The sequence below is a fragment of the Streptomyces camponoticapitis genome, from assembly GCF_014646115.1.
GTDB classification, from domain to species: Bacteria; Actinomycetota; Actinomycetes; order Streptomycetales; family Streptomycetaceae; genus Streptomyces; species Streptomyces camponoticapitis.
This window is the reverse complement of record NZ_BMMV01000001.1, coordinates 262,015-274,117: the sequence shown is the minus strand read 5'-3', so window position 1 is coordinate 274,117 and position 12,103 is coordinate 262,015. Positions and strand designations below refer to the sequence as shown.

General features: G+C 72.1%; 11 protein-coding genes. 7 read left to right on the top strand and 4 right to left on the bottom strand.

All coding sequences use genetic code 11. The annotated features are described in order from the left end of the window. Positions 1–19: 19 nt before the first annotated feature. On the bottom strand, positions 20–574 hold the full coding sequence (locus IEY79_RS01165) for a DinB family protein (protein WP_189105322.1): 555 nt from the start codon (positions 572–574) through the stop codon (positions 20–22). Positions 575–738: 164 nt separating this feature from the next. Between IEY79_RS01165 and IEY79_RS01160 the strand changes: the two genes are divergently transcribed. After that, a complete protein-coding gene (locus tag IEY79_RS01160; protein WP_189105321.1) occupies positions 739–1,902 on the top strand; it encodes a cysteine desulfurase family protein in 1,164 nt (387 codons plus the stop codon). A 468-nt stretch (positions 1,903–2,370) separates the two neighbouring features. Here the strand turns inward: IEY79_RS01160 and IEY79_RS01155 are convergent, their stop codons facing one another. Beyond that, positions 2,371–3,138 (bottom strand): N-acetylmuramoyl-L-alanine amidase, encoded by a 768-nt coding sequence (locus tag IEY79_RS01155; RefSeq protein ID WP_373292429.1) that lies wholly within the window; start codon positions 3,136–3,138, stop codon positions 2,371–2,373. 84 nt (positions 3,139–3,222) lie between these two features. Between IEY79_RS01155 and mnmA the strand changes: the two genes are divergently transcribed. The 3 genes from mnmA to IEY79_RS01140 all read left to right on the top strand — a co-directional run bounded on the left by mnmA (position 3,223) and on the right by IEY79_RS01140 (position 8,195). After that, positions 3,223–4,353, top strand: coding sequence for a tRNA 2-thiouridine(34) synthase MnmA (gene mnmA / locus IEY79_RS01150; RefSeq protein ID WP_189105319.1), 1,131 nt, complete (start codon positions 3,223–3,225; stop codon positions 4,351–4,353). A gap of 189 nt (positions 4,354–4,542) precedes the next feature. Beyond that, complete coding sequence (locus IEY79_RS01145) at positions 4,543–7,086, top strand: beta-galactosidase (RefSeq protein ID WP_189105318.1); 2,544 nt, start codon at positions 4,543–4,545, stop codon at positions 7,084–7,086. A 185-nt stretch (positions 7,087–7,271) separates the two neighbouring features. Further along, positions 7,272–8,195, top strand: coding sequence for an acetamidase/formamidase family protein (locus tag IEY79_RS01140; protein ID WP_189105317.1), 924 nt, complete (start codon positions 7,272–7,274; stop codon positions 8,193–8,195). Positions 8,196–8,333: 138 nt separating this feature from the next. Here the strand turns inward: IEY79_RS01140 and IEY79_RS01135 are convergent, their stop codons facing one another. Together IEY79_RS01135 and IEY79_RS01130 are read right to left on the bottom strand one after the other, a co-directional pair. Then, positions 8,334–9,119: an alpha/beta fold hydrolase gene (locus tag IEY79_RS01135; RefSeq protein WP_189105605.1), complete on the bottom strand. Its 786-nt coding sequence runs from the start codon at positions 9,117–9,119 to the stop codon at positions 8,334–8,336. Positions 9,120–9,229: 110 nt separating this feature from the next. Further along, entirely contained in the window at positions 9,230–9,559 is a 330-nt protein-coding gene (locus IEY79_RS01130) for a DUF427 domain-containing protein (RefSeq protein WP_189105316.1), read from the bottom strand. Between the two features lie 115 nt (positions 9,560–9,674). On the opposite strand from IEY79_RS01130, the gene IEY79_RS01125 reads away from it, so the two are divergent. From IEY79_RS01125 to IEY79_RS01115, 3 genes are all read left to right on the top strand, one after another. Further along, positions 9,675–10,214, top strand: a complete 540-nt coding sequence (locus IEY79_RS01125; RefSeq protein WP_189105315.1) for an LOG family protein — start codon at positions 9,675–9,677, stop codon at positions 10,212–10,214. Positions 10,215–10,276: 62 nt separating this feature from the next. Next, positions 10,277–10,966 carry an SDR family oxidoreductase gene (locus tag IEY79_RS01120; RefSeq protein WP_189105314.1) on the top strand — a complete coding sequence of 230 codons (690 nt, stop codon included), beginning with the start codon at positions 10,277–10,279 and terminating at the stop codon, positions 10,964–10,966. Then, entirely contained in the window at positions 10,963–12,057 is a 1,095-nt protein-coding gene (locus tag IEY79_RS01115) for a methionine synthase (protein ID WP_189105313.1), read from the top strand. The genes IEY79_RS01120 and IEY79_RS01115 overlap by 4 nt, the downstream gene beginning before the upstream one ends. The last annotated feature ends 46 nt before the right edge of the window (positions 12,058–12,103 follow it).

The window sequence follows — 12,103 nt, the reverse complement described above, 5'->3', positions numbered from 1 at the left end:
GCCCGGACCCGGAAGTCGTTCACACCCCGCGCGCGCCGTCGATCCCCTCGCGGAGCAGATCGGCGTGGCCGTTGTGGCGGGCGTACTCCTCGACCAGGTGGACCAGCACCCAGCGCAGCGAGACCGTCCCGCGCCACGCGTCCTCGCCCACGACGTCGAGGTCGGGCGCCTCCGCGACGAACCGGTCCGCGAAGGCCACCTCCTCGCGCCAGGCCGCCCAGGCGGCGGCGACCACCTCCGGATCGGGGACGGCGCCGTCGAAGTCGCCGTCCGGGTCGGCCACCGAGGAGAACCGGAGCGGTGCGTCCTGCCCGGCCAGGACGGACCGGAACCAGCGGCGCTCGACGTCGGCCAGATGCCGTACGAGGCCGAGCAGCGAGAGCGTGGAGGGCGGTACGGCGCGCCGCGACAGCCTCAGGTCCGCCAGGCCCGCGCACTTGATCTCCAGCGTGGCCCGCTGGGCCGTCAGGAAGCCGACGAGCAATGCGCGCTCGTCGCCGGTGGTACGGGTGTCGAACCGGCGATCCGGTTCGGTGGTGACGAACATCTCGGCTCTTCTGCTGCGACCGGTCATACCACCCATCATTCCGGTGGCGGGTTCCGCCTCTCGGGCCGCCCCACCGGCCCCGGAAGGGAGCGGTCGCGGGCGGGGCCGGCGCATTCCGGAACGGCCCGCGCCCCGGCCGACCCCGCCCACGGCGACCCGCGCCCGCCGCGGCTCGTAGAATCGACGACACCATGGCATATCTCGACCACGCCGCGACCACCCCGATGCTTCCCGAGGCGATCGAGGTGATGACCGCCCGGTTCGCCGACGTCGGCAACGCCTCCTCGTTGCATGCCGCCGGACGGCGGGCCCGGCGTACCGTCGAGGAGGCGCGCGAAGACCTCGCCGACTCCCTCGGCGCCCGGCCCAGCGAGGTCGTCTTCACCTCCGGCGGCACGGAGGCCGACAACCTCGCGGTCAAGGGCCTCTACTGGTCCCGCCGCGACGCCGACCCGGCCAGGACGCGCGTGCTCGCCAGCCCCGTGGAACACCACGCCGTCCTCGACGCCGTCGACTGGCTCGGCGAGCACGAGGGCGCGAACGTCGAGTATCTGGCCGTCGACGGGTACGGCAGGGTCTCGCCCGAGACCCTGCGCGCGGCCATCGAACGCAACCCCGACGACGTGGCCCTCGCCACCGTGATGTGGGCGAACAACGAGATCGGCACCATCCTCCCCGTACGCGAACTCGCCGAGGTCGCCGCCGAGTTCGGCGTGCCGCTGCACTCGGACGCCGTCCAGGCTTTCGGCCAGACCGAGGTCGACTTCGCCTCCTCCGGGCTCGCCGCGATGGCCGTCACCGGCCACAAGATCGGCGGCCCCTACGGCGTCGGCGCGCTGCTGCTCGGCCGTGAGTACACCCCCGTCCCCGTCCTGCACGGCGGCGGCCAGGAGCGCCATGTGCGCTCGGGCACCCTCGACGTCCCCGCCATCGCCGCGTTCGCCGTCGCGGGGCGGCTCGCCGCCGAACGGCGCGGCGAGTTCGCGCGCGACATCGGCGCCCTGCGCGACGAGTTGATCGCCTCCGTACAGAAGGCCGTGCCGGACGCGATCCTCGGCGGCGACCCGGTCGACCGCCTCCCCGCCAACGCGCATTTCAGCTTTCCCGGTTGCGAGGGCGACTCGCTGCTCCTGCTGCTGGACGCGCAGGGGATCGAGTGCTCGACCGGATCGGCCTGTACGGCGGGGGTCGCCCAGCCGAGCCACGTACTGCTGGCGACCGGTACCGATCCCGAACTGGCGCGCGGCACGCTGCGGTTCTCCCTCGGCCACACGTCCACGGAGGCCGACGTCAAGGCGGTCGCGTCGGCGATCGGGCCGGCGGTCCAGCGGGCGCGGAACGCGGGTCTGAGCTAGGACGGGGTCGCCGTCCGGCGCGGTTGCGGGTCTTGGTTGCTGTGTCGTTGCCGGGGGGCGGGGTTCGGGGCCTCCGGAGGGGTATGTCCGGACGGCGTGATTTACGGCGCGTGCACCGTTCGTTGGACCCGAGGAGACGTTCTTGTTCCCGCGCCACAAATCAGCCTGAGTGTCCGGACACACCCCTCCTGCGACCCCGCCCCCCTCGCGCCGGTGGGGGATCCGCACAAGCCCCGGCCCGCGGGTTGGAAGGGGGACGCGCAGGGGTCGTGTCCGGACACTTGGGCTGATTTGTGCCGCGTGGACGACCTGGTTCCCCCGGGTCCAACGAGCCCTGCACGCGGCGTAAATCACGTCGTCCGGGCATGACCCCGGAGCGGCACCCGGACGCGGCAGGGACCACCTCCAGCCCGGCCGGCGCTTGAGGCCGACCCGGCCCCCGTCAGGGCCCGCAGGCGCGAGCACGCCCTAGCTCGAACCCTCCGCCCGCGCCCCCGTTCCCGCCGCCCGTACCAGCTTCATGTACCGGTCCCAGTCCCAGTGCGGCCCCGGGTCCGTGTGGTCCGTCCCAGGCACCTCCACATGCCCGATGATGTGCTCGCGGTCGACGGGTATCCCGTACCGCTCGCAGATCCCCGCCGTCAGCCGCGCCGACGACGCGTACATCGCGTCCGTGAAGTCCTCCGGCCGGTCCACGAACCCCTCGTGCTCGATGCCGACGCCGCGTTCGTTGTACGAGCGGTTCCCCGCCTGGTACGCCACGTCCAGCTCACGGATCATCTGCGCCACATGCCCGTCCTTGCGCACCACGTAGTGCGTGGCCGCCTGGTGCGCCGGGTCCTTGAAGACCTTGAGCGCCGTCTGGTAGCTGCCCTGCACGACGTGGATGATCACCCGGTCCACGGCGTAGTCGTCGGGCCGGTCCGCCCGGCGCCAGTTCGCCGACGACGCCGCCACCCACTCGGCGCCCACGTGATCCAGCTCACCCGGCTTGCGCGGCTTCTCCACGCCCGGTACCCGATACCAGAGCCGCGTCGCCTGGTCCTGGCCCGCCACCACCGCGATCGCCCCGCCGCCCACCAGCACGGCGGCGCCGCCGATCAGAAGCGTGCGCCGGCCGATTCCCGGCCCGCCGCTCCCTTGTCCACCGCCTCCGTGCCCGTTGCCCGCCGATCCCTCGCCGGCCGGGGTCCCGCCCTCGTCCGAGCCGCCCGCGCCCGGGGTGTCACCGCTCACGGCGCCCCGCCTTCTCTTGCCCATGGACCGACAACGGATACTCGCGCGATTCTGGTTCCCCGGCACCCTTACGCTGGTGTGGCTATGACTCAGACACCCCAGCGCCCTCTCCGTGTGCTCGCCGCCATGTCCGGCGGCGTGGACTCCGCCGTCGCCGCCGCCCGCGCAGCCGAAGCCGGTCATGACGTCACCGGTGTCCACCTCGCGCTCTCCGCGAACCCGCGGTCCTTCCGTACGGGCGCGCGCGGCTGTTGCACGATCGAGGACTCCCGCGACGCACGCCGGGCCGCCGACGTCATCGGGATCCCCTTCTACGTATGGGACCTCGCCGAGCGCTTCCGTGAGGATGTCGTCGAGGACTTCATCGCCGAGTACGAGGCCGGGCGCACCCCGAACCCGTGTCTGCGCTGCAACGAGAAGATCAAGTTCGCGGCGCTGCTCGACAAGGCGATCGCGCTGGGCTTCGACGCCGTCTGCACCGGCCACTACGCGACGGTCGTCACCGGTCCCGACGGGACCCGTGAGCTGCACCGGGCGAGCGACATGGCCAAGGACCAGTCGTACGTCCTCGGAGTGCTCGACGAGCGCCAGCTCGCGCACGCCATGTTCCCGCTCGGGGACACCCTCACCACGAAGGACGAGATCCGCGCGGAGGCCGAGCGCCGCGACCTGGCCGTCGCGAAGAAGCCCGACAGCCACGACATCTGCTTCATCGCGGACGGCGACACCCAGGGCTTCCTCGCCGCCCGTCTCGGCAAGGCGGAGGGGGACATCGTCGACGAGTTGGGGTCCAAGGTCGGTACGCACGACGGCGCGCACGGGTTCACCATCGGCCAGCGCAAGGGCCTGCGGATCGGCCACCCGGCGCCGGACGGCAAGCCGCGCTACGTGCTGGACATCTCGCCCGTCGACAACACCGTGACGGTCGGCCCCGCCGCCGCCCTCGACGTCACCGCCCTGACGGCCATCAAGCCCCGCTGGTGCGGCGGCACGGCCCCGTCCGGCCCCGGCGACTACACGGCCCAGCTGCGAGCCCACGGCGACGAGACACCGGTCACGGCGGAGCTGATCGACGGCACCCTGCGCGTCGACTTCGCCGAGCCCGTACGGGGCGTGGCCCCCGGCCAGGCGATCGTGCTGTACGACGGCACGCGCGTGGTCGGCTCGGCCACGATCGCGACGACGGTCCGGCGCACGGGAGCCCTGACCGGCTGACCGATCCGTTCACCGGCCGATCGGGATCACCGGCGGCCGACCCCGTTACCCAAGCGTGATCAGACGGGCTCTTGTGGCGCGTGAGGGGCTGCTCCAGGGTGCATGTATGCGCATACAGGCAGCGCATACATGCTGCCCGCGCTGCCGAGCCGCCCCCCGTTCTGCTCTCCCCCCAGGAAGAACGACGCCATGACGCCTGCCGCCCACGCCCCACGCCGCCGCACCGTCCTGGGCGGCGCCGCCCTCGGTACGCTCGCCACCGCGGGCCTGTCCGCCCCCGATGCCCAGGCCGTCACAGAGGCAACGGCCGCGCCCGGCGACACCGCCCGGGCCGGCGCGGTCACGTACCGGAACAAGCAGATCCTCATCGGCGGCAAGCCCGTGCTCGTACTCGCCGGAGAGATCCACTACTTCCGTCTGAAGAAGGCGGACTGGCAGTCCAGGCTCGACCGCGCCAAGGCCGCCGGCCTCAACACCATCGCCTCCTACATCCCCTGGATGTGGCACGAGTTGCCCGACGGCACGGTCGACGTCACCGGCCGTACCCGCGCCGAGCGCGACCTCGGCGCGTTCATCGACCTCTGCCACCGCAACGGCTTCCTCTTCATCGCCCGCCCCGGCCCCTTCACCATGGCCGAGCTGAAGGGCGAGGGCGTGCCCGAGCGGGTGCGCAAGGACCACCCCGAGATCGTCTCCACCGGCTGGAACGGCGCTCCCGCCACCACACCCACCGTCGACTACCTCGCGCCCGCCTTCCTCAAGGAGATGCGCCACTGGTACGCGGCGGTCATGCCCGTCCTCGCCAAGCGGCTGCACGGCAGCGGCGGCCCCGTCATCTCCGTACAGCTCGACAACGAGATCGGAATGCTGGCCTGGGTCAGCAACTCGCCCGACCTCACCGACCACGTGACGGCCGACTTCGACGGCTGGCTGCGCGAGGAGTACGGGGACGGGCTCGGGGCCCGCTACCCGTTCGCGGGCGAGGACCTCGCCGGGCGGCGCAAGGCGATCCGCAACCCGAAAGACGCGTACGGCGCGGCGTTGATGCACGATCTGGGCCGCTTCATGCGGGGCCGCTTCGCGCGGTACGTCGCCGAACTGCGCTCCGCCGCCGAGGAGTACGGGGTCACCGGAGTCCCGTTCGTGATCAACATCCACGGCACCTCCGACAGCCGCGCCGAACCCTTCCCCATCGGGATCAGCCAACTGATGGAGACCTACGGGGGGATCGAGGGGACGATCTCCGGAGCGGACTTCTACCTCGGCGACCTGACCCTGCGCAATGTCACCGACCTGTATCTCATCAACGCGTTCATGGACGCGGTCAACGACGAGGACCAGCCGGTCACAGCGCTGGAGTTCGACGCGGGACACGCCGACTACGGGCAGAACATGGACAGCCAGACCAGCCCGTCGGGCGTTGATCTCAAGACCCGTCTGTGTGTCGCGCAGGGCGCGAAAATGCTCAACTACTACCTGTTCGCGGGCGGGTTCAACCCGAAGCTCGACAAGCCTACGGGCGACGGGAACGACCGGATCGGCATCACCGGCGAACGGCACGGTTTCGCGGCACCCGTCGATCCGGAGGGCCGGCCGGGCATCAGCTACGCGTCGACCCGGGAGACCGTACGCGCGATGGGCGGGCTGGCCGATGTCCTCGCACCGATGCGTACGACCTACGACGACGTGGCGCTCGGTTTCGTACCCGATCACTATCTGACCGAGTACCACCCGCCGGAGCTGGCATCCGTCCAGCGCGTGCTGGACGAAGCGGTGAACACGCGCGGCGCGGGCCCTCGCGGCTCCCTGGCCCGCGCGATGCTGCTCGGCGGCTTCCGCTACCGGAGCGTGAACCTGCAAGCGGGCGATCCGGACCCGAAGGCCGTACCGGTGATCGCGCTGGCCACCGGCGAGCATCTGGGGGCGGAACTCCAGCGGCGCCTGGTCCGCTATACGGAGGCGGGCGGAAAGCTGCTCCTGGCGGGGCGGCTGCCGGTCAAGGACATGGCCGACCAGCCCTGCACCGTGCTCGCGGACGCGCTGGGCCTCAAGGCCGGCTCCACGCTCACCGACGCGAACCGTTTCTGGCTGTCCGTCACCGCCCACGACTGGGCGGCGCCGCTCCCCGAAGTACGGCTGTCACGTGCCCAGTTGTGCGAGCCCGCGCGGGGCCGCACGGTGCTGCGCGAGCTGTCCACCGGCAAGGGCTGCGGCTTCGACATCCCGCTCGGGCGGGGGCGAGCCGTCGTGATCACCACGGACTACCAGTGCGACCTGGTCTTCTGGGGACGTGCCTTCCGCGCCCTGGACGCGGCCCCGGCCCTCCGGCACAGCGCGACCGACCCGGGGGTCTTCCTCCTGACGACGGCGGACGGTGGGCGCGGACGGCTGCTGCACGCCTTCAACGTCTCCTCGGGCTACGACCAGGACTTCACGGTCACGGAGAACGGCAAGCCTCTCTTCGGCGGCGAGAAGCTGCACCTGCCCGGCCGTACGGCGGCGATCCTGCCGCTCGGACTGGACGTGGCCGGCCTGCGCGTCGCGTACGCCACGGCGGAACTCACCGGCGCCGCCGACGGCCGGGCGACCTTCCGCGCGCTCGGCGCCACCGGCGGGGAGTCGGTGGTCGCGGTGGACGGCCCGGCACGGTGCGAGGGCGCGCGTGTCTCGACCGAGGGCGGCCGGACCGTACTGCGCGTACGCCGGGGCGAGTTCACCGTGCGCCGCGGCTGAGCCCCGCGCCGCCCGGGAGAAGGCTCCCGGGTGGCGCGGTCGCGTCCCGTGGGGCCCGCTACCGGCCCGTCCCCGGGGCGGACTACGGTGAGGGGAGCCTGGTCACCGCCGGGGCGATGCCTTACGGCGCCTCGTCCGGCGCCGCCGGCTGACCCGAGCGCCGCGCCGACCGAAGGGAAGCCCCCGTGGCCGAGCACCTCCTGGACTCCGTGCCCGGCACGGTGAGCAACGTCTTCTCGCGCGAACTGCCCCCGGTGCTGACCGTCGACCCCGGGGACACCCTCACCGTCCACACCCTCGACTGCTCGGGGCACTTGGAGCGGCGCCGTACGGCGGACGAGACCGTGCCGCGCATGTTCGGCGAGCAGCGCGGCCACTGCCTGGTGGGTCCGATCGCCGTACGGGGCGCCGAGCCGGGCATGGCCCTGTCCGTACGACTGGAGTCCCTGCGCCCCGACGAGTGGGGCTTCACCGCCGCGGCGTCGTCCGACACCCCGCTCACCCGCCGGCTGGGCATGCCCGCCGAGGACGGCGAGTGGCTGGTGTGGGACCTCGACGCGGACAAGGGCACCGGCACCGACCAGTACGGTCACACGATCTCCCTGGCGCCCTTCCTCGGCGTCATCGGCACACCACCGGTCGAACCGGGCGAGCACTCCACGACACCGCCCCGCACCCTCGGCGGCGGCAACATCGACTGTCGCGAACTGGTCGCCGGATCCACCCTGTTCCTCCCGGTCACCGTGCCGGACGCACTGCTCAGCATCGGGGACGGCCACGCCGCGCAGGGCGACGGGGAGGTCTCCGGCACGGCGGTCGAGTGCGGCATGACGACCCGGCTCACCGTGGACCTCCAGCCGTCCCCGCCCCTCCCCACGCCCCACGCGGTGACCCCGGCCGGCCGGATCACCTTCGGCTTCGACCCGGACCTCAACGAGGCGTCGGCGCAGGCTCTCGACGCGATGCTGACGTGGATGACGTCCCTGTACGGGGTGAAGCGGGCCACGGCGCTGGCTCTGGCGAGTACGACGGTCGATCTGCGGGTGACGCAGGTCGCCAACCAGGTGTGGGGCGTCCACGCGCTGCTGCCGGACGACGCGATCCGCTGAACCCCACGCGCCCGTGCCTGCACCGGGCCTGGGCGGCGAGCATGGCCTCCGTCACCGCCCCCATCGGCACAGCCGCCGCCGCATCGACCGCCACGGCTGCCCCCACCGCTTCCGCCGCTCTCATGTCGCCCACCGACCTCACGCCGCCGCGGCGAAATACTCTTCGAGGACCGGCGCCAGCACATGCGGCGCCACCTCGTGGATCTGCCCCGTCAGAGTGCGGTGCCGCCCGCGCGGCAGCGCCTCAGCCACCGCCCGCGCGGCCACCCGCGTCGGCGGCGGACTCGCGCCCCCGTCCACGACCATCACCCGCGCCGTGATCCGTGCGAGCCGTTCCGTGGGGACCGGTCCGGGACCCACCACCGCGTTGTCGTAGGCGAGGGTGTGCGCCACCGCCGTCATGCCCCGCCACATCGCGGCCCGGCGCATCCCCGCCACCACGTCGGGCGGCACCCCGACCACCGACAGGAACAACTCCACGGCCTCGTCCCGCCGCCCCCGCGACAGCAGGTCGTCGAGCCGTGCGGTGAAGGCCGACCTGTCCGCGCCGCCGGCCGCGCCCGTGTCGTACGGAGGCTCGTACACGGCGAGTTGAGTGATCGGCAGCCCTGTCGCGGCGGCCTCCAGCGCCAGCGCCGCGCCTGAGGACACCCCGTACACGGAAGCGCTGCCGCCCGCCTCCGTAAGAAGGGCGGCGATGTCCTCGACCTCGCGCTCCACCGAGTACGGCGCCGTGTCCCCGCTGCCGCCGCGCCCCCGCCGGTCGTAGGTGATCACGCTGAAGCGCGGTGCGAGGAGCGCCGCCAGCGGTGCCTGCGCCGCCGCCGTGCTGAACGCTCCCCCCACCATGATCACCGGAGGCCCGTCGAGGCCCGTCCGCCGGTACGCGATGAGGGTGCCGTCCCCCGACTTCGCCCTGCCCACTTGGTCCATACGGGTTGAGACCGGCGGACTCACCGGAACTCATCGCCGGTGAGCGGAAATTGGAGAAATTCTTTTCCGGGCCCTCCAGCGGGGACCTTGGGGCCGGGCGGTCAGCCCGCGACGACCTCGGTCTCGTAGAAGCAGAGGTGGTTCTTGATCTCGGCGACCTCGTCCTTGGGCTCGGGATACGCCCAGACCAGATCGGGCGCGTCCGGCAGCGACCAGTAGGAGGCGTCGCCCTTGAACGGGCAGTGGGTCGTGGTGTCCGACGGAGTCAGCAGCTCCGTGCGCACGTCCTCCGGCGGCAGGTAGTAACGGACGGGCAGTCCCGTCTCGTGCAGCAGCAACGGCCGGCGGCTCTCCGCGACGACCTGTCCGTCGCGCACGACCCGTACGTGCTCCGTGCCCTGCTCGACGGTGATGGTGTGGCCCTTGGCCATGGCGATTCCGCTCCTTCGGTGAACTCGGTCCCGCTTCTCGTGCTGGTCCCTTCTACCGTCAGCAACGGCCGGTCACGCCCTCTTCCCCAGGAGGTCACCCGGTTACCGTGGGGCCATGAGAATCTGTGTCTTCCTCTCCGCCGCCGACCTGGACGAGCGGTACACCCGCCCCGCCCGGGAATTCGCCGAACTCCTCGGCAAGGGCGGTCACACGCTCGTCTGGGGCGGTTCCGACGCGGGGCTGATGAAGGTCGTCGCCGACGGGGTGGAGGAGGCGGGCGGTCGGCTCGTCGGGGTCTCCGTCGGCTTCCTGAGTTCCTCCATGCGGGCACGGGCCGACGAGATGGTGATCGCCAAGGACCTCGCCGAGCGCAAGGCGTTGCTTCTCGCCAAGTCCGACGCCGTCGTGATCATGGTCGGCGGTACGGGCACGCTGGACGAGGCGACCGAGATCCTCGAACTGAAGAAGCACGGCCTGCACGACAAGCCCGTGGTGCTGCTCAACACGGCGGGCTTCTACGACGGGCTCAAGGAGCAGTTCACGCGTATGGACAGCGAGGGCTTCCTCCCGGTGCCACTGACCGAGCTGGTCTTCTTCGCGGAGGAGGCGGTGGGCGCCCTCGCCTATCTGGAGGAGTCCGCCGGCATGCCCTGAGCGGGCGCGGGCGCGAGGCGGGACCGTAGGGACTCGCCATGGGGTGATGCGAACATGACCCCATGGCTACCCATCTGATCACCGGCGCGGGCTCCGGCATCGGCGCCGCTGTCGCGCGCCGACTGCACGAGCGCGGCGACGACCTGCTGCTCTTCTCCCGCGACGCCGGCCGCGGCAAGGAAATCGCCGCGGACTTCCCCGGCGCCCGTACGCTCGTCGGCGACCTCGCGACCCCCGACCGGCTCTCCTGGGCGCTGTCGCACCAGACGCTCCCCGACCGGCTGGACTCGCTCCTGCACTTCGCGGGCGTCGTCGAGCTCGGCCAGATCGGCGAGCTGACCACCAGGACCTGGACCGGTCAGCTCAATGTGAATCTTGTCGCGCCGGCGGAGCTGACCCGTCTCTTCCTGCCCCAACTGCGCGCCGCCAAGGGCCAGGTGATCTTCGTCAACTCCGGCGCCGGCCTGAACGCCCATGCGATGTGGGGCGCGTACGCCGCGTCCAAGCACGGCCTCAAGGCGCTCGCCGACGCCCTCCGTCAGGAGGAACGGCCGAACGGTGTGCGCGTCACCTCGGTCTATCCCGGCCGTACGGCCACTCCCATGCAGGCCAAGGTGCACCGCCAGGAGGGCAAGGAGTACGACGCGCCCCGCTGGATCGACCCGGAGTCGGTCGCGACGACGATCCTCACCGCACTGGACCTGCCGCGCGACGCGGAGATTAACGACCTGACGGTGCGGCCGGGACGATGAACCAGACCGACGACAGGACCGACGGCGGGTTCGACGGCAGGTTCGACAGCGGCGGCGAGCCGGACCGGCGGACCGACGGGGCCCCGGCCGACGTCCCGGCGAAGCCCGTATGGGGCGCCGCCACCGGCGTCGGGTCCATGCCGGGCGACGACGCACGCGAGACCGCCAAGGCCGTCACGGGCACCTTCGAGGACTTCCCGCACCTCGCCGAACTGCCCGCCCGCGGCCCCGGCGCCGACATGATCGGCCGGACCGCCGGGCTGCTCGTCGAGGTCTTCGCCCGGGTGGAGCCCAGCGGCTGGCGCATCGGCGACCGCCCCGGCCGTGACACTCGGCGGTCCCGGTCCTGGCTGGGCGAGGATCTCGACGCGCTCGAAGAGTTCACGCAAGGGTACGAGGGCCCGCTCAAGATCCAGGTCGTCGGCCCGTGGACGCTCGCCGCGTCCCTGGAACTGCGCAACGGCGAGTCGGCGCTCAGCGACCCCGGAGCCTGCCGCGACCTGGCCGGATCCCTGCTGGAGGGGCTGACGGCCCATCTCGCCGACGTACGGCACAGGGTGCCCGGCGCCAGGCCGGTGCTCCAGCTCGACGAGCCGTCCCTCACCGCCGTACTGCGCGGGCAGATCAGGACGGCCAGCGGTTACCGCACCCACCGGGCGGTGGACCGGCAGGTCGTCGAGGACACCCTGCGCCAGGTGATGCGGGCGAACGACGGCCCCGCCCTCGTCCACTCCTGCGCTCCCGACGTGCCGTTCGCGCTGCTGCGACGTGCGGAGGCCGAGGCCGTGTCGTTCGACTTCTCGCTGCTCACCGAGCGTGACGACGACACGATCGGCGAGGCCGTGGAGGGCGGCGTGAAACTCCTCGCCGGGGTGGTGCCAGGCACGGACGCCCCGTTGTCGGACCCGGGGGGTAGCGTCATGGGTATCAGAACGCTGTGGCGCAGGCTGGGGCTGGATCCGGGGACTCTGGCGGAGTCCGTGGTGATCACTCCGGCATGCGGTCTCGCGGGTGCTTCGCCCGCGTACGCCCGTGCCGCCATGGAGCACTGTGTCAGGGCGGCGCGATCTCTCGCGGACAACCCTGAGTGACATCGGCGAGACATGGCTCGCGCTGATCGCGGTCATCGCGGTGAGC